This window comes from Thermosynechococcus sp. HY596 (genome assembly GCF_030518715.1).
GTDB lineage: Bacteria > Cyanobacteriota > Cyanobacteriia > Thermosynechococcales > Thermosynechococcaceae > Thermosynechococcus.
Genome location: NZ_CP130346.1, coordinates 1,998,229 through 2,014,164, shown reverse-complemented (window position 1 = coordinate 2,014,164; position 15,936 = coordinate 1,998,229). Strand labels below are relative to the sequence as shown.

General features: G+C 53.6%; 18 protein-coding genes and 1 tRNA gene. 12 read left to right on the top strand and 7 right to left on the bottom strand.

The features are described from left to right. Positions 1-9 precede the first annotated feature (9 nt). Positions 10-1,362: a tRNA (N6-isopentenyl adenosine(37)-C2)-methylthiotransferase MiaB gene (gene miaB / locus QYC28_RS09925; RefSeq protein WP_149820422.1), complete on the bottom strand. Its 1,353-nt coding sequence runs from the start codon at positions 1,360-1,362 to the stop codon at positions 10-12. Positions 1,363-1,377: 15 nt separating this feature from the next. Then, positions 1,378-2,064: a nucleotide exchange factor GrpE gene (gene grpE / locus QYC28_RS09920; RefSeq protein ID WP_226971942.1), complete on the bottom strand. Its 687-nt coding sequence runs from the start codon at positions 2,062-2,064 to the stop codon at positions 1,378-1,380. Between the two features lie 330 nt (positions 2,065-2,394). Between grpE and QYC28_RS09915 the strand changes: the two genes are divergently transcribed. The 8 genes from QYC28_RS09915 to cobJ all read left to right on the top strand — a co-directional run bounded on the left by QYC28_RS09915 (position 2,395) and on the right by cobJ (position 9,592). Beyond that, entirely contained in the window at positions 2,395-2,841 is a 447-nt protein-coding gene (locus QYC28_RS09915) for a hypothetical protein (RefSeq protein WP_149820420.1), read from the top strand. Between the two features lie 147 nt (positions 2,842-2,988). Further along, entirely contained in the window at positions 2,989-3,684 is a 696-nt protein-coding gene (locus tag QYC28_RS09910) for an aldehyde oxygenase (deformylating) (RefSeq protein WP_149820418.1), read from the top strand. Positions 3,685-3,728: 44 nt separating this feature from the next. Beyond that, positions 3,729-4,757, top strand: coding sequence for a long-chain acyl-[acyl-carrier-protein] reductase (locus tag QYC28_RS09905; protein WP_149820416.1), 1,029 nt, complete (start codon positions 3,729-3,731; stop codon positions 4,755-4,757). Positions 4,758-4,780: 23 nt separating this feature from the next. Continuing rightward, positions 4,781-5,755 carry an acetyl-CoA carboxylase carboxyltransferase subunit alpha gene (locus tag QYC28_RS09900; protein ID WP_149820414.1) on the top strand — a complete coding sequence of 325 codons (975 nt, stop codon included), beginning with the start codon at positions 4,781-4,783 and terminating at the stop codon, positions 5,753-5,755. After that, entirely contained in the window at positions 5,752-6,459 is a 708-nt protein-coding gene (locus QYC28_RS09895; RefSeq protein WP_149820412.1) for an SDR family oxidoreductase, read from the top strand. Before QYC28_RS09900 ends, QYC28_RS09895 begins: the two co-directional genes overlap by 4 nt. Before the next feature lie 47 nt (positions 6,460-6,506). Then, on the top strand, positions 6,507-7,181 hold the full coding sequence (folE, locus tag QYC28_RS09890; RefSeq protein ID WP_226972056.1) for a GTP cyclohydrolase I FolE: 675 nt from the start codon (positions 6,507-6,509) through the stop codon (positions 7,179-7,181). A gap of 89 nt (positions 7,182-7,270) precedes the next feature. Then, positions 7,271-7,759, top strand: a complete 489-nt coding sequence (locus tag QYC28_RS09885) for a TM2 domain-containing protein (RefSeq protein WP_286668660.1) — start codon at positions 7,271-7,273, stop codon at positions 7,757-7,759. 3 nt (positions 7,760-7,762) lie between these two features. Next, positions 7,763-9,592: a precorrin-3B C(17)-methyltransferase gene (cobJ, locus tag QYC28_RS09880; protein ID WP_302679408.1), complete on the top strand. Its 1,830-nt coding sequence runs from the start codon at positions 7,763-7,765 to the stop codon at positions 9,590-9,592. Here the strand turns inward: cobJ and QYC28_RS09875 are convergent. Next, positions 9,589-9,948: a phage holin family protein gene (locus QYC28_RS09875; protein ID WP_206201004.1), complete on the bottom strand. Its 360-nt coding sequence runs from the start codon at positions 9,946-9,948 to the stop codon at positions 9,589-9,591. The two genes, cobJ and QYC28_RS09875, sit on opposite strands and share 4 nt — an antisense overlap. 17 nt (positions 9,949-9,965) lie before the next feature. Beyond that, complete coding sequence (locus tag QYC28_RS09870) at positions 9,966-10,178, bottom strand: hypothetical protein (protein ID WP_149820404.1); 213 nt, start codon at positions 10,176-10,178, stop codon at positions 9,966-9,968. A 140-nt stretch (positions 10,179-10,318) separates the two neighbouring features. Here QYC28_RS09870 and QYC28_RS09865 point away from each other — a divergent pair, with 140 nt between their 5' ends. Both QYC28_RS09865 and QYC28_RS09860 read left to right on the top strand, forming a co-directional pair. Further along, positions 10,319-11,566 (top strand): site-2 protease family protein, encoded by a 1,248-nt coding sequence (locus QYC28_RS09865; protein ID WP_149820402.1) that lies wholly within the window; start codon positions 10,319-10,321, stop codon positions 11,564-11,566. A 22-nt stretch (positions 11,567-11,588) separates the two neighbouring features. Continuing rightward, a complete protein-coding gene (locus QYC28_RS09860) occupies positions 11,589-12,272 on the top strand; it encodes a type I restriction endonuclease subunit R (protein ID WP_149820400.1) in 684 nt (227 codons plus the stop codon). On the opposite strand, the gene QYC28_RS09855 is transcribed toward QYC28_RS09860, so the two are convergent. From QYC28_RS09855 to QYC28_RS09845, 3 genes are all read right to left on the bottom strand, one after another. Continuing rightward, positions 12,273-12,345, bottom strand: a tRNA-Trp gene (locus tag QYC28_RS09855). Positions 12,346-12,353: 8 nt separating this feature from the next. After that, a complete protein-coding gene (rplS, locus tag QYC28_RS09850; RefSeq protein WP_149820398.1) occupies positions 12,354-12,716 on the bottom strand; it encodes a 50S ribosomal protein L19 in 363 nt (120 codons plus the stop codon). Positions 12,717-12,781: 65 nt separating this feature from the next. After that, positions 12,782-13,378 carry a nucleoside triphosphate pyrophosphatase gene (locus QYC28_RS09845; protein ID WP_206201008.1) on the bottom strand — a complete coding sequence of 199 codons (597 nt, stop codon included), beginning with the start codon at positions 13,376-13,378 and terminating at the stop codon, positions 12,782-12,784. 113 nt (positions 13,379-13,491) lie between these two features. On the opposite strand from QYC28_RS09845, the gene QYC28_RS09840 reads away from it, so the two are divergent. Together QYC28_RS09840 and QYC28_RS09835 are read left to right on the top strand one after the other, a co-directional pair. Continuing rightward, positions 13,492-15,468 carry a long-chain fatty acid--CoA ligase gene (locus tag QYC28_RS09840; protein ID WP_286649596.1) on the top strand — a complete coding sequence of 659 codons (1,977 nt, stop codon included), beginning with the start codon at positions 13,492-13,494 and terminating at the stop codon, positions 15,466-15,468. A gap of 5 nt (positions 15,469-15,473) precedes the next feature. After that, complete coding sequence (locus QYC28_RS09835; protein ID WP_149820392.1) at positions 15,474-15,920, top strand: YlqD family protein; 447 nt, start codon at positions 15,474-15,476, stop codon at positions 15,918-15,920. Positions 15,921-15,936: the final 16 nt, after the last annotated feature.

Here is a 15,936-nt window from a genome sequence, read left to right as displayed (position 1 = left end):
CCCCCTAAATCAGCCAACCAAGGAATGAGCTGTCAGAGGCATGCCACTGAGGCTAAAGGCTCGCGCCTCGGTAATGCGGACCCGCACCAGTTGTCCCCGTAGGGTCTCAATCTCACCGGGTAAGTAGGTCAGGCGGTTGCCATCGGTGCGGCCATAGACTTGTTGCGGATCCTTGGGATTGACCCCCTCCACCAGCACCACCTCTTCCCGGCCAAGATAGCGTTGGGAGCGATCGCCAGCGATCGTGGCCACTAAATGATTCAGCCGTTGCAGACGGTCTTCTTTAATTTCTTCCGGTACTTGATTGTCCCAAGTGGCCGCTGGCGTATTCGGGCGCGGCGAATAGGCTGCTGTATTCAGTTGGTCAAAGCCCACCTCCGCCACCAGATCTAGGGTGCGTTGGAATTGGGCTTCTGTTTCGCCCGGAAAACCAACAATGGCATCGGCACTAATGGCAGCATCCGGCATATAGCGGCGAATCGTTTCAATGATTTGTAGGTAACGCTCGCGAGTATAGCCCCGTGCCATCGCCTTGAGAACTTCATTATCCCCCGACTGAAAGGGAATGTGAAAATGCTTACACACCTTGGGAAGTTCAGCACAGGCGCGAATTAAGCGTTCTGTAAAATAACGGGGATGGCTGGTGGCAAAGCGAATCCGCTCAATCCCAGCAACATCATGAATGTAGTAAAGCAAATCAGTAAACGTGTGCTGTCGCCGCCCCTCTGGGGTAATTCCCGGCAAATCACGACCGTAGGCATCAATGTTTTGCCCAAGGAGCGTCACTTCCTTGTAGCCTTGAGCCGCCAGTTCCTCAATTTCGGCGCGGATTGCCTCGGGGCGGCGGGATTGCTCTTGCCCCCGTACCCCCGGCACCACACAGTAGGTACAGCGTTCATTACAGCCATAGATCACATTGACCCAAGCAGTGACCCTACTATCGCGGCGGGGTTTGGTAATGTCCTCAACAATGTGCAGTGGCTCCGTTGCCACCACTTGGCTGCCATTCCACACCTGCTCCAGCAGCTCACCAAGGCGATTGGCATACTGCGGCCCCATCACCAGATCCACTTCAGGAACTCGCCGCAGCAATTGTTCCCCCTCCTGTTGAGCCACACAACCGGCCACAATCAGCGTTAGGTTGGGTTCTTGATGCTTGCGCTTGGCTTGCCGCCCTAGGTAAGAATAGAGTTTCTGCTCGGCGTTGTCGCGAATCGTGCAGGTGTTATAGAGCAAGACATCGGCCTCATCCGGCTCGGCCACCGGTTCTAAGCCCATTGCTTCTAGAACCCCGGCCATGCGCTCGGAGTCGGCCTTGTTCATTTGGCAGCCAAAGGTGGTGATGTAGTAGCGGCGTGGCATTCCCTTGAAGTGCCCCTATACGTCCGTCACATCATTGGTGGGATTCGTGTCACTGGCACTACCCTCTTCAGGAGGAGCGGCCACTTTGACCATGGCATGGCGCAACACGCGATCGCCCAGCATATACCCCCGCTTGAGTTCTTCAATCACCGTGCCTTCAGGGTGCTCATTCGTTGCTTCCCGCAGCACAGCCTCATGGAGATTGGGATCAAAGGGCTTGCCTTTGGCCTGCATCGCCGAAACACCAATGCGCTTGAGGCACTCCACCAGTTGCTTGTAAACCCCCTGATAGCTGCGGTGAATTTTTTCTTCCGCCTCTGTTTCGGTTTGAATGTGGGTGCGGGCTAGCTCAAAGCTATCCACCACCGGCAGTAAATCAGCAATGACGCTGCACTTAATCTGTAGCTCTAGTTCCTCTTTTTCTCGCTGGGTGCGTTTGCGGAAGTTTTCAAAGTCAGCGGCAAGGCGCATATATTGGCTATTGCGCTCCTCCACCACCTGCGAAAGACTAGCCTTGGCAGCTTCAAGGGCAGCAATTTTCTCTAGCAAGTCCGCTGCATCCGCAGGAGTATCCGTAGAGGTCGCCTCAGATGCTTGACCCTCTTCGCTCGTGGTGGCCTCTGCATGATTCTCAACGACATCGGGGGTAATTTCGCCTTCTTGGGCTTCAGCAGCGGGGTTGGTTACGGTTTCATCACTCATAGGTTGACTCAGGTTTATGCCCTCTAGACTGTGGATTGCGCACCGCAGTGCGTTTAACTCATGCAATCGTTTTAGCCTATCACTTTACCCATTGTATCAATAGGGGCGAGGCATCCGTCTATTACGGACTTCTCTACTACGGCTCTTTTCCCAAGGCTGGCACGCAGCCAAAAACCTGAGGGGCACTATTGAAGAGAATTGCCTCCCCTTTATGGATCCCCTATTTTAGGACAAGGTTCATATTGGGTTTGGAACTGAAAGATTCAGTTGCTCGTCACTTAAGGGGTACATGACTGCCAAAGCAAAGTTTAGGAGTGGGAGTTTGCGTTGATGTCCTTTCGTCCTATGGCATTCAGCCTGATTCTAACGTGCGCGTTGACAGGTATCAGTCCAGTGCTGGCACAGACAGAGCCACCACCACGGGAAAACTTTAATCCCTTTGGGGTAGATAATCCAGTCCTCCAGCGGGCACGGAATTGGGCACGACAGGCAGCAGAGCGGGCGAATGGCGGGTTGAGTCGCTACCGCGCTGAAGCATCCATGTTTGGGCCTGCGAGTCAATCTCCCTACGTGGACAATGGTGATGGTACGTTTACCTTTCGCTTTCTAGGGGGGGCACCTGCGGAACCACCAACTATTGAAAGTATTGTCACGGTCAACCCCGACCCCAGCAATCCGATGATTCGCATTGACTACAATGGCCCTATTCAGTCAGTCGCTCCTCCCCCTCAGCCGTTGCCAGAAGTGCCACCCCCAAGCAATATGGGCAGTTTCTAGTGCTATCGGTGCATAGAGATTCGCCTATTCAGGAACTCGAAAATCTCTGGCACGTTGCCCCTCGTCAGGGGATCGCTGCTGCGCTATGATAACGGAAGCCCTGCTACCTCATAACTTCCAATAAATTTGTGTTTAGGAGAGTTCGCAATGACAACGGCTACCGCTACCCCTGAGTTGGACTACCATAGCGATCGCTACAAGGATGCCTACAGCCGCATCAACGCCATTGTCATTGAAGGTGAACAGGAAGCTCACGACAATTACATTGACCTAGCCAAGCTGCTGCCTGAGCACCAAGAAGAACTCACCCGCCTGGCCAAGATGGAAGCCCGCCACAGAAAGGGGTTTGAGGCCTGTGGTCGCAACCTGAGCGTGACCCCGGATATGGAATTTGCCAAGGCCTTCTTTGAAAAACTGCACGGTAACTTTCAAGCGGCACTGGCAGAGGGGAAAATTGCGACTTGCTTGCTGATTCAAGCTTTAATCATCGAGTGCTTTGCGATCGCGGCCTACAACATCTACATCCCGATGGCAGATCCCTTTGCCCGCAAAATTACTGAGGGTGTGGTCAAAGATGAGTACAGCCACCTCAACTTTGGCGAAATCTGGTTAAAGGAAAACTTTGAGAGCGTCAAAGCGGAAGTTGAAGAAGCCAATCGCGCCAACCTGCCCTTGGTCTGGAAAATGCTCAACCAAGTGGAAGCAGACGCCAAAGTGCTTGGCATGGAAAAAGACGCCCTTGTGGAAGACTTCATGATTCAGTACAGTGGTGCCCTAGAAAATATCGGCTTTACCACCCGCGAAATTATGAAGATGTCGGTTTATGGCCTAACTGCGGCATAAGGGTGGCTTAACATATCGTTACATTTTAGTCACCGCACGCTTGTATGTTTGGATTAATTGGTCATCTGACGAATCTGGAGCACGCCCAAGCCGTTGCCCACCAGTTAGGGTATCCCGAATACGCCGATCAAGGCTTGGAATTTTGGTGTATGGCACCGCCGCAGATCGTCGATGAGATTACGGTGACAAGCGTCACGGGCAAAACTATCTATGGCAAATACGTCGAGTCCTGCTTCTTACCGGAAATGCTGGCCAACCAGCGGGTGAAGGCGGCCACTCGCAAAATCATTAACGCCATGGCCCACGCCCAAAAGCATGATATTGACATTACGGCGCTGGGGGGCTTCTCCTCGATCATTTTTGAGAATTTTGATCTGGAGAAAATGTCCCACGTTCGCAATATCGAGCTAGACTTTCGCCGCTTTACCACGGGGAATACCCACACCGCCTATATCATCTGCCAACAAATTGAGCAGGCGGCGCCCCAAGTGGGGATTGATTTGCGTCAGGCAACTGTGGCTGTCTGTGGGGCTACTGGGGATATTGGCAGTGCCGTCTGCCGTTGGTTGAATACCTGCTTGGATGTGCAGGATCTCTTACTGGTGGCACGGAATCGCGATCGCCTGCTAGACCTACAGGCGGAATTGGGACGGGGGAAAATTCTAGACCTAATGGATGCCCTACCCCTTGCCGATATTGTGGTTTGGGTGGCCAGTATGCCCAAGGGAGTCGAGCTGAGCGTTGAGCAGTTGAAGCGCCCCTCGCTGATGATTGATGGCGGCTACCCCAAAAATATGGGCACCAAAATTCAGCACCCCGAGATTCATGTTCTCAATGGTGGCATTGTCGAGCACGCCCTCGATATTGACTGGAAAATTATGGAAATTGTGAATATGGATGTGCCCTCACGGCAGATGTTTGCTTGTTTTGCGGAAGCCATGCTTTTAGAGTTTGAGGGCTGGCACACCAATTTCTCTTGGGGGCGCAATCAAATCACGGTGGAAAAGATGCAGCAAATTGGTGAAGTCTCCCGTAAACACGGATTTCAGCCCCTACTGTTGAACACCCAGTAACACCAAAAGGAACCCAATCGCCTATGGCAAACGAACGTCGCACGCTTCTGTTGGAGTTTGAAAAGCCCCTCGTGGAGCTAGAAGCCCAAATTCAGCAGGTGCGGGATAAGTCCTCGGAGTTTGGCGTTGATGTCTCGGAGCAAATCCGTGAATTGGAAGAGCGCGCCAAGCAACTGCGCTATGAAATTTTCAGTAAGCTGACGCCGGGGCAAACCCTGCAGGTGGCTCGTCATCCGCGCCGTCCCAGCACGCTGGATTACATCCAAGCCATTAGCGAAGAGTGGATTGAACTCCATGGCGATCGCCGAGGCAGCGATGATCCAGCGATTGTCGGTGGTATTGGTCGCCTCAATGGTCAACCCGTCGTGATGCTGGGGCAGCAAAAGGGTCGCGATACCAAGGACAATGTGGCTCGCAATTTTGGTATGGCCTCACCAGGGGGCTATCGCAAAGCCCTGCGTCTGATGGAGCACGCGAACCGTTTTCAGATGCCCATCCTCACCTTTATTGATACACCAGCGGCTTGGGCTGGGGTAGAGGCGGAGAAGTTTGGCCAAGGGGAAGCGATTGCCTACAATCTGCGGGAGATGTTTCGCTTTGAGGTGCCGATCATCTGCACCGTGATTGGTGAAGGTGGCTCAGGGGGAGCCTTGGCCATTGGTGTCGGCGATCGCCTGCTGATGTTTGAGCACGCCGTCTATAGTGTGGCGCCCCCAGAAGCCTGTGCCGCGATTCTCTGGCGCGATGCCCAAAAGGCGCCCCAAGCGGCGGAAGCCCTGAAAATTACGGCTCGCGACCTGCTGAAGCTGGGAATTATTGATGAAATTGTGCCCGAGCCTGTCGGCGCTGCCCATAGCAACCCCGTAGAAGCGGCGGAAAATCTCAAGGGGGCTCTCCTGCGAAATTTGGCGGAAGTGCAAGCCCTCAGCAGTAGTGAACGGCGGGAGTTGCGCTATCAAAAGTTCCGGCGCATGGGCGTCTTTAGTGAAGCAGTATGACCCAACAAGTCTTAATCACGGGCGCCAGTAGTGGCATTGGGGCCGCCACGGCCATTGCCTTTGCCCAAGCGGGGTTTAATGTCGTGCTGTTGGGGCGATCGCCCGCCAAACTTGCTGCCGTTCATGCCCAAGTGGTGGCCTGTGGGGTTGAAGCCCATACCTTTAGCGTGGACTTTAGCGATCCTGAACCCCTGCGATCGCGCCTTGATGAGATTCTCGCTCGTGTTGGCGATGTCCATGTACTGGTGAATAATGCCGGTATGGCAAGAACCGTGCCCCTGATTGATCAACCCTTGGCGGACTGGCAGCAAATTCTTAACGTCAACCTCACCAGTGCCCTCATTTGCTCGCAAGCGGTACTGCCGCAACTGCGATCCCGCCAGTGCGGTACGATAGTAAATGTTGTTTCAATTGCTGGACGCCAAGTTTTTCCCGACTGGGGCGCCTACTGTGTCTCGAAGTTTGCCCTCATGGCCTTGACCAAAACGATGGCGGCTGAAGAACGCGCCCACGGTATCCGCGTGATTGCCATCTGTCCCGGCGCCGTTGATACCCCCATTTGGGAAGACGTAGCAGGAGACTTTGACCGCACGGGGATGTTAACCCCTGAACACGTTGCTAACACGATTTTGTACACGACTCAATTGCCGCAAACGGCTTTTGTGGAAGAGCTAGTGGTGATGCCCCTTGGCGGAACCCTCTAGGCTCCCTTTGTCCTTCACTTGTCACTCTTTCTATGACAACGTTCAATATGCCCGATTCGATCATTAACGGTAAAGCGACCACTCCGGCAATTCTGCCCGATCGCAACACCCACCAAGGCAAAGAAGCGATTCCCCACCCACCCCCCCCAGATGTTGCCAAAGAAGAAATGATGGCCGCAGTGCGCACAATTCTGCTGAATGTGGGTGAGGATCCCGATCGCGAGGGGTTACTGAAAACCCCCAAGCGGGTTGCTGAAGCGATGCAATTTCTCACCAGTGGCTATAGTCAATCCCTTGAAACCCTTGTCAACGGCGCGATTTTCGATGAAGGCCACGATGAAATGGTCTTAGTGCGCGACATAAACTTCTTTAGCCTCTGTGAGCATCACATGTTGCCTTTCATTGGCAAAGCCCATGTGGCCTATATCCCCAATCAGCGGGTGATCGGCCTCAGCAAACTGGCACGGGTTGTCGAAATGTATGCGCGGCGGCTGCAAGTGCAGGAGCGCCTGACCCGTCAAGTGGCCGAAGCCATTGAAACCGTTCTCGATCCGCAGGGGGTGGCTGTGGTCATGGAAGCCAGCCATATGTGCATGGTGATGCGCGGTGTCCAAAAACCCGGCTCGTGGACGGTGACCAGTTCAATGTTGGGGGTCTTCCGTGAAGATCAAAAGACCCGTGAGGAGTTTCTGAATCTGATTCGTCATCAGCCGAATTTCTAGGACGTATTCTTGGGGGGCGATCGCTAGCCCCCGCAGTGGTTCTCAGAAACTTAGGTTAGGATGAGAAGTAGCGGAATCCTCCTGAGATCATGGGGCAAACACTCTACTTTTCCACTCATCGCCAACGCTGGCAAACGCAGCCAAAATTCCTCAAGGTGGGGGTTGCCTATCTGCTGTGGTGCTTGAGCTTTGTGGGTTTCTGTGGCCTGCAACGCTTCTATGTCGGCCAGCCGATGATTGGCTTTTTATACCTGATCACCTTTGGCTTTTGTGGCATTGGTCAATTCATTGATCTCTTTTTAATTCCGGGGATGGTGGATCACCGCAATACCTACCTGCGGGGGCGCTATCTGACCGCATGGGAACAAGCCGACCTCAACCCCGCGACGCCCATGCACCGCTTACTGCAAGTGGCTAAGGAACACGGTGGCGTCCTTTCTGCCGCCCAAGCCGCACTTTATACCCATTTTGATGCCCAAACCGTTGAGGAACTGCTCTTTGAAGCCCAACGCCTCGGCTACGCCACAGTATTTAACGATCCAGAAACGGGCGCAGTGCGCTATCGCTTTGATGTCTAGTTCATGCCACGGTTAGACCAGTTTCAACCCATTGGGGCGATCGCCACCACTGCCCAAGGGCTGGCTCAACTGCAACGCCTTGTGGACACGGGGATTCCCCTGAGCATCTGGGTACCCAGCCATTTAGCATCCACTCACCCTAGGGTACAAAGCTACGATCGCCCCCTTGCCGCGCATCTCGAAAACCACTGGTGCCACTATCAGGCTTGGATTTTTGCCCTAGCCTGCGGTGCTGTGGTGCGGTTAATCGCGCCCCTGTTGACCCACAAAAGACAGGATCCGGCGGTCTGCGTTCTGTCTGAGGATGGTCAATGGATCGTGAGTTTGCTAGGTAGTCATGGGGCTGGGGGCGATCGCCTGTGTCAAGTGCTCAGCGCCGCCATTGGGGCGACACCCATTCTCACGGGAGCAAGTCATGCCCAAGGCTACTTTGCTGTGGATACCTGGGGAACGGCCTTGGGGTGGCAACGGGGGGCAGGAGACTGGAATGCGATCGCTAGCCAACAGGCTCAAGGAAAACCGCTGCAAGTGTATCAAACCTGCGGTAGCTCTTTGTGGCGCACGGCTCTTAGTTCAGATCACCCCCTTGAGTTTGTCAGCACCCCACCCCTAGAAAATGCGGTTTGGATTACCGAAAAAGCGTTGCCCTCCTCTTTGACCTCAGGTGTGGCTTGGCATCCACGGGTACTGTGGCTCGGCATTGGCTGTGAACGGGGAACATCGGCAGCCCTGATCCAGCAGGCCATTGATCATACCCTTGCCCAAGCCGGGTTAAGCCCGCTGGCGATCGCCGGCCTTGCTAGTATTGATCGCAAAGCCGATGAAGTGGGGTTATGTCAGGTGGCTGAGGCGCACGATTGGCCAAGCCGCTGGTTTTCCGCTCAAGAATTGGCGCCTGTTAGCGTACCCACCCCCTCAACCATTGTCGCCGCAGAAATGGGAACGCCCAGTGTGGCTGAAGCCGCAGCAGTGTTAGCCAGTGAGGGGGGGCGTTTAATTGTTCCTAAGCAGATTTACCGTCAAGGGGGTGAACCCGGTGCGGTGACGATCGCCATTGCCCAGTCTGAACGGGAATTCATTCCCCGCCAAGGTGCCTTGAGCCTGATTGGCACTGGTCCGGGAGCCTTGGATCAACTCACCCTCGCAGCCCGTTCTGCCCTTTTGGCCGCCGATATTCTCGTGGGCTATGGGCTTTACTTAGAATTGCTGGCTCCCCTGCGGCGACCGGGACAGATGGTTGCTGCCTATACCATTACCCAAGAGCGACAACGTGCCCAAGCAGCGATTGATCTGGCTCAGTGGGGACTCAATGTCGCTGTGGTCTCTTCGGGCGACTGTGGCATCTATGGCATGGCGGGTCTGGTGCTGGAGCTATTGGCAGAAGCGGGTATCAGTGATTTACCCGTAGAGGTGTTGCCGGGGGTGAGTGCTGTTAATGCGGCGGCAGCTCGTTTGGGAGCACCCCTGATGCACGATTTTTGTACGATTAGCCTCAGCGATCGCCTGACCCCTTGGCCAGTGATTGAGAAGCGCTTACGGGCAGCGGCAGAAGCGGATTTTGTAACTGCCCTTTACAATCCCCGTTCGCGCGATCGCCAGCAGCAATTGGTGGATGCCAAAGCCATTTTCTTAAAATATCGTTCACCACAAACACCCGTAGCGATCGTCCGTGCCGCCTATCGCCCTGAGGAGCAGATCACCCTCACCACCCTTGGCGCCTTGAAACCGGAAACGGTGGATATGTTCAGCTTGGTGCTGATCGGCAATGCCAGTACCCGCTGCTTCCATGATTGGCTGATTACCCCTCGTGGCTATCTAGGAAAGGCATCCTAGAGCAAGCCGGCCTGACCCAGCAGACTAAAGCAAGCCCAGTTGACAATACTGAGGGCGATCGAGCCAAAAAAGGCGCTCCAAAAGCCATTGCGTAGTCTAAAGCCATCCACAAGGGCTGCTGCAAGGGCAAAAATAGCGGCATTGATAATCAGCGCAACCAAGCCAAACGTCAGAAAAATAAAGGGGAATGCAAAGAATTTCAGGATAGCCCCCAACGTGGCATTCAAAAAGCCGAAGACAATCGCCGACCACAGCGCAGTTGTGAATTTATCAATTTCCACGCCCAAAAACGAGAGGCGCGACACAATAAACAAACTAATACTGGTCACAATCCAAGTAATGAGTAAACCCCACATACGCAGCTCCCCACAAGTTAAACAACAATCAAAAAGAAGGGCAGTACGGGTATCCCGAAAGTCACGCTAAGCCAGTAGCTGATCAGACTGAGGAGAAGGCTCAGGAGCAGTGAGAGACACAATGACCACAGCAAATGGGAGCCAAACTCCTGCAACCCTTGCCAAAAGGAATCAAAGGGCACGTCTAGGACATGGCCATTGGCAGAGACCAGTACAGGGGCTTGAGACATCGCACCATCCTCTAGCAGCGTTGCCTTTATTTTAGGCCAGAGATGGGAAGGTCACGTTTTGAGACGCAAATTTTTGTAAATCATGTGTATTCAGAATCTGGGGCGATAATGGAGATAGAGCGCGATGCACTGAGGTGGGCATGGGACAAGGTTGGCAAGTGGGGCGTGTCTTTGGCATTCCCCTCTACATTGATCGGTCGTGGTTTCTGGTGATTCTGCTGTTTACCTTTCTCAATGGCAGTGACTGGCAGACCACGTACCCGCAGTGGGGAGCACTGGCATGGGGAATGGGATTTGTCGTTTCCCTGCTGTTGTTTGCCTCAGTCTTGCTCCATGAATTGGGGCACAGCTTGGTGGCTCGTTCCCAAGGGATTACGGTGCGCTCGATTACCCTCTTTCTCTTTGGTGGTATGGCGGCTATTGAACGGGAATCCAATACCCCCGGTCAAGCTTTTCAGGTGGCGATCGCGGGGCCTTTGGTGAGTTTTGCCCTTTTTGCCCTGTTGCAAGGGGCAGCCGTGGTACTGCCGGCGGATCATCCCCTCCATGAACTGTTGCTCTATCTGGCCAATATCAACTTTGTCTTGGGGGTTTTTAACCTTCTGCCGGGACTTCCCCTCGATGGGGGTCAAGTGCTCAAGGCAGCCGTTTGGAAATTGACAGGCAATCGCTTTCAGGGGATGCGCTGGGCGGCGCGATCGGGGCAGATGTTGGGATGGTTAGCTATTAGTTTTGGGCTATTGCTGACCCTCCTTGGCAGTGGTAACGGTCTGTGGTTGGGACTGTTGGGTTGGTTTGCCCTGCAAAATGCGATACTCTACCACCGTCTCAGCCAGCTCCAAGAAACGCTGCTCACTCTAACGGCTGCCGAGGCCATGACACGGGATTTTCGCGTCATTGAGGGGACGCTCTCTCTGCGGGAGTTTGCCGATCGCTATCTCCTCCTGGCTGATCGCCAGCCCACAGCCTACTTTGTCGCCACCGCTGGTCGCTACCGAGGCTATTTGGATCCCCAAGCCTTGAACCATGTGGAGCGCAGCCGCTGGGAAGTGACGCCAGTCGAAGAGTTAGCCGTCCCCCTGCGGGCGATCGCCACCGTCAAAGAATCAGACTCTCTCGCCAAGACGGTTTGCACCCTAGAGGAGCAGCAACAACGCTTTGTTACGGTTTTAACCCCTGCCGATGCTGTGGCGGGCGTCATTGATCGCAGCGATGTCCTACTGGCTCTAGCCAAACGGTTGCACTGGCAACTGGGGAAACAGGACATTCAACGCCTCAAGCAAGAAAGGCACTATCCCCCTGAACTGCAATTATTGGAACTGGCAAAAACAGCGCTACAATTTCAGGGGAGCGATCGCGGCACACCCCTCGTCTCTGAAGTTCGCTAGGTATCGTTTTTAATGGGTAATAATGGCTACTGCAACCGCGATCGCTAGAGGAATCATCACCTTTCGGGATTTAGAGACCAAACTAGGCCTCACTAAATCAAGAAACCCTAACTTTTTCCCTGAGTGGCAATCCGCAACATCACAGCTCAGCGATAGGGAAATAGAGGCATTAAACCGCTTATCCCAACGGTATTTACTCTACTTAGAAGAAAGTGAAGTGAGCGAGGGAACGCTAAACATTATCTTGCTATCCCCCTTACTAGACGCATTAGGCCTGTGTGACCCCCCCTATCGCATTCGCGGTGAAACATGGGTAGAAATCCAAACGGAAGTTGATAGTGAGGAGGGCAAAGTCAGCCTAGAGGGACGGATAGATGCGCTGACCATTCGGGACAACTTCTGGCTAGTCGTGATTGAAGGTAAACGGAGTGGCTTTAGTGTCTTACGCGCTGTGCCCCAAGCCCTTGCCTATATGTCTGCCCGTCCCGACCGCAATATCCCCATTTTTGGCTTGGTGACCAATGGCTATGACTATCTTTTTGTGAAACTGCTCGGTAATGAATTTGCGCTATCCCACAACTTTAGTTTGCTTGGCGATAGCGATCGCAATCTCATCCGCGTCGCCCAGATACTCAAGCATTTAGTCCAGTACATCCCTGTTGCAAAGGACTTTAAGACGCCAAAACCTTCAGATCAGACTAACTAACGCGCCCTGGAGGACTCGAACCCCCGACATCCGGTTTTGGAGACCGACGTTCTACCAACTGAACTAAGGACGCAAGGCTGTTTACAGAGGGCGATCGAACCGTGCTTTGATGCGCGAGGCTTTACCTACGAGGTTGCGCAGGTAGTAGAGTTTGGCACGGCGGACTTTACCCCGCTGGATTACTTTTATACTATCAATTCGTGGCGAATGTAGCAAAAAGACGCGCTCAACGCCCACTCCTTGGAAGACACGGCGCACGGTAATGGTGCGGTTAATGCCCGTGTTGCGCATGGCAATCACATCCCCTTCGTAGGGTTGGACGCGCTCTTTACCGCCTTCTTGAATTTTGACTCCGACCCGAACGCGATCGCCCACATGAATCACGGGCAAGTCAGTCTTCATTTGCTCCGCTTCAATCGAGCGAATAATCTCTTGGGCGTTCATGACAGTTCCTTAACTCGCAATCTCTTAGCATACCCTAAGCATTTAGACTTGTCTAGGCTAGTTTTTCATTTCTTGCCTTGCACATCGCCAAGGGTGTATCCCAAGCTCAGCAGCATCCGCCGCAGTAGGGGCAAGCTCAAGCCAATGACATTACTAGGAGTCCCGACAATTTTCTCGACAAAGGCACCACCTTGGCCATCGAGGGCAAAACAACCAGCACAGGCAAGGGGTTCACCAGAAGCGACGTAGGCAGCGATTTCGGCATCGCTAATATCGGCAAAAACAACTTGGGTGGACTCCACCTCAACACAGGTGCGCCCCTGTGCCAAGTCAATCAAGGCATGGCCTGTCAGCAATTCTCCCGTTTGACTGCGCATTTGTTGCCAGCGGGCGATCGCCACCTCCGGTGAGGCTGGTTTACCATAAATTTCTCCCCCTAGAACCAGCACAGAATCACAGCCCAAAATGAGGGCGGGGGGTGGGTAGGTTTGAGCCACTGTTTCTGCCTTACACCGTGCCAGTAATCGCACCAGTTCCGTGGGAGTAGTTGCCTGAATCACGGATTCATCAAAGTGACTGGGTTGAATAATGGGATCAATGCCAACCTGTCGCAGCAGTTGGCGGCGCGCCGGCGAAGCAGAGGCAAGAACAAAGGGCACCATAGGACTGCTTGCTAAGTAACCGATTCTTATGATCTCACATTGAAATTGTTAAACCTGCATGAGGTGTCCCATTGAGGGTTTATTATCTAGGTGTTGCGTCTGGAGCCAAACCAATGACCAGTGCGGCCTACACCTACACTCCCCCCGGCGGCCTCCCCCAAGATGCGTCGTTACCCGATCACTTTTTGGCCTACAAAACCCTCCAGTCGCTGCCGGAAATTTGGCCTCTACTAGCGCAACGCCATGGGGAGGTGGTGGCTGTTGATGCGCCCTACGAAGACCCTCCGACGCGCATTACCTACAGTGAACTCTATCAACGCATTCAACGCTTTGCTGCTGGCCTACAAGCGCTGGGTGTCGCTGCCGGCGATCGCGTGGCCTTATTTGCTGACAATAGTCCCCGCTGGCTGATTGCCGATCAAGGCAGTATGATGGCCGGTGCCATTAATGTGGTGCGCAGTGGTACCGCAGAGGCCCAAGAACTGCTCTACATTCTGCGCGATAGTGGCGCAACCCTGCTGCTGATTGAAAACTTGGCCACCTTGCGCAAACTTCAAGAGGGTTTAGCAGAGACAGGGGTGGAAACTGTTGTGCTCTTAAGTGCAGAATCCCCAGAACTTGAGCATTTTCCCCTGCGGCTCTTGAATTTTGGTCAAGTCTTTACGGAAGGACAATATGGCACAGTGCGGGCAGTCGCCATTACCCCCGATGACTTGGCAACGCTGATGTACACCTCCGGTACCACAGGTCAACCCAAGGGCGTGATGGTCACCCATGGGGGGCTACTGAGTCAAATTGTCAATCTCTGGGCAATTGTGCAACCGCAGGTGGGCGATCGCATTCTCAGTATCTTGCCCATTTGGCATGCCTACGAACGGGTGGCCGAGTACTTTCTCTTTGCCTGTGGCTGTAGCCAAACCTATACTAACCTCCGTCACTTCAAGAATGACTTAAAACGGTGTAAGCCCCACTACATGATTGCCGTACCTCGTATCTGGGAAGGCTTTTATGAAGGGGTGCAAAAGCAACTGCGCGATGCCCCGGCCACAAAGCGGCGTCTTGCCCAGTTTTTCCTCAGTGTGGGCCAGCAATATGTCCTGCAACGGCGACTGCTCACCGGCCTCAGCCTGACCAACCCCCATCCCAGCGGTTGGCAAAAATTGGTTGCCCGTCTGCAAACCTTTTTCCTCAAGCCTCTCTACGAACTGGGGGAGAAGCGTGTCTATAGCAAAATTCGTGAAGCCACAGGCGGTGAAATTAAACAGGTGATTAGTGGTGGCGGTGCCCTTGCCCCCCATTTGGACACATTCTATGAAGTCATCAACCTAGAAGTGCTAGTGGGCTATGGCCTCACAGAAACGGCTGTGGTACTGACCGCTCGCCGCTCTTGGGCAAATCTACGCGGCTCCACCGGCCGTCCCATTCCCGATACCGCCATTAAGATTGTGGATCCCGAAACTAAAGCCCCCGTCGAGTTTGGCCAAAAAGGACTGGTGATGGCCAAAGGGCCACAAGTGATGCGCGGCTACTACAACAAACCGGAGGCCACTGCCAAGGTGCTGGATGCTGAGGGCTGGTTTGACACGGGCGACTTGGGCTACCTCACCCCCAATGGCGATTTGGTGCTGACGGGGCGGCAGAAGGACACGATTGTTCTCAGCAACGGCGAAAATATTGAACCGCAGCCCATTGAGGATGCCTGTATCCGCAGCGCCTACATTGACCAGATTATGCTGGTGGGTCAAGATCAAAAAGCCTTGGGTGCCTTGATTGTGCCTAATTTGGAAGCGCTGGAGCAGTGGGTGGCTGCCAAGGGGTACCGGCTAGAGTTGCCGAACCGACCGGCACCAGCGGGCACGGGTGAACTGGTGACGCTGGAGAGCAAAGTGATTATTGATCTCTACCGCCAAGAACTGCTGCGGGAAGTGCAAAATCGCCCCGGCTATCGCCCAGATGATCGCATTGCCACATTTCGCTTTGTCCTCGAACCCTTTACGATAGAGAATGGTCTTTTGACCCAAACCCTAAAAATTCGTCGTCATGTCGTGAGCGATCGCTACCGCGATATGATTAACGCCATGTTTGAGTAATCTCCATGACAGACCCTATGGATACTAAACTGCTCCTGCGGCGCCAGATTATGGTGAAAGCAATCGTCACTCCCGAGTGGAAAGACGATGCCCAAAGGCAGCTTCAGGCACAACTAAATCAAGTGGATGGCCAAATTCAGCAGTTGGATTTTCAATTGCAGCAAGTGATTGACGAACTGCGCAAAAGTAATGAAGCAGCGGATGTGGTCAATGCCCGTATTCAAGAGGTTCAAGGACAAGCCAACAACCAAAAGGCGCAACTGTTGCAGCAAAAAAATCTGATTCTTCAACAATTGGATCAGGTGCAACGCCTAGAAATGGGGCAGGAAGTGGATCAAGGTCAAGTGGATAATTTCTTCTATGTCACTAAAGGAGACAACTTGATCCAAAAAATGCAGGTGGAGATTCTCCTGCGCAATGGCGTCATCGAAGAAATTCGCGGCACGCTCTAACTTTTACCTTTCATCT

Bases quoted from the DNA above. Each gene is read 5' to 3' on its own strand.
- QYC28_RS09865 (WP_149820402.1), top strand. From the start codon at position 10,319: ATGGGACAAGGTTGGCAAGTGGGGCGTGTCTTTGGCATTCCCCTCTAC.
- QYC28_RS09885 (WP_286668660.1), top strand. From the start codon at position 7,271: ATGGGGCAAACACTCTACTTTTCCACTCATCGCCAACGCTGGCAAACG.
- QYC28_RS09910 (WP_149820418.1), top strand. From the start codon at position 2,989: ATGACAACGGCTACCGCTACCCCTGAGTTGGACTACCATAGCGATCGC.
- QYC28_RS09840 (WP_286649596.1), top strand. From the start codon at position 13,492: ATGACCAGTGCGGCCTACACCTACACTCCCCCCGGCGGCCTCCCCCAA.
- QYC28_RS09905 (WP_149820416.1), top strand. From the start codon at position 3,729: ATGTTTGGATTAATTGGTCATCTGACGAATCTGGAGCACGCCCAAGCC.
- QYC28_RS09870 (WP_149820404.1), bottom strand. From the start codon at position 10,178: ATGTCTCAAGCCCCTGTACTGGTCTCTGCCAATGGCCATGTCCTAGAC.
- QYC28_RS09915 (WP_149820420.1), top strand. From the start codon at position 2,395: ATGTCCTTTCGTCCTATGGCATTCAGCCTGATTCTAACGTGCGCGTTG.
- QYC28_RS09900 (WP_149820414.1), top strand. From the start codon at position 4,781: ATGGCAAACGAACGTCGCACGCTTCTGTTGGAGTTTGAAAAGCCCCTC.
- QYC28_RS09835 (WP_149820392.1), top strand. From the start codon at position 15,474: ATGACAGACCCTATGGATACTAAACTGCTCCTGCGGCGCCAGATTATG.
- QYC28_RS09895 (WP_149820412.1), top strand. From the start codon at position 5,752: ATGACCCAACAAGTCTTAATCACGGGCGCCAGTAGTGGCATTGGGGCC.
- QYC28_RS09860 (WP_149820400.1), top strand. From the start codon at position 11,589: ATGGCTACTGCAACCGCGATCGCTAGAGGAATCATCACCTTTCGGGAT.
- miaB (WP_149820422.1), bottom strand. From the start codon at position 1,362: ATGCCACGCCGCTACTACATCACCACCTTTGGCTGCCAAATGAACAAG.
- folE (WP_226972056.1), top strand. From the start codon at position 6,507: ATGCCCGATTCGATCATTAACGGTAAAGCGACCACTCCGGCAATTCTG.
- grpE (WP_226971942.1), bottom strand. From the start codon at position 2,064: ATGAGTGATGAAACCGTAACCAACCCCGCTGCTGAAGCCCAAGAAGGC.
- QYC28_RS09845 (WP_206201008.1), bottom strand. From the start codon at position 13,378: ATGGTGCCCTTTGTTCTTGCCTCTGCTTCGCCGGCGCGCCGCCAACTG.
- cobJ (WP_302679408.1), top strand. From the start codon at position 7,763: ATGCCACGGTTAGACCAGTTTCAACCCATTGGGGCGATCGCCACCACT.
- QYC28_RS09875 (WP_206201004.1), bottom strand. From the start codon at position 9,948: ATGTGGGGTTTACTCATTACTTGGATTGTGACCAGTATTAGTTTGTTT.
- rplS (WP_149820398.1), bottom strand. From the start codon at position 12,716: ATGAACGCCCAAGAGATTATTCGCTCGATTGAAGCGGAGCAAATGAAG.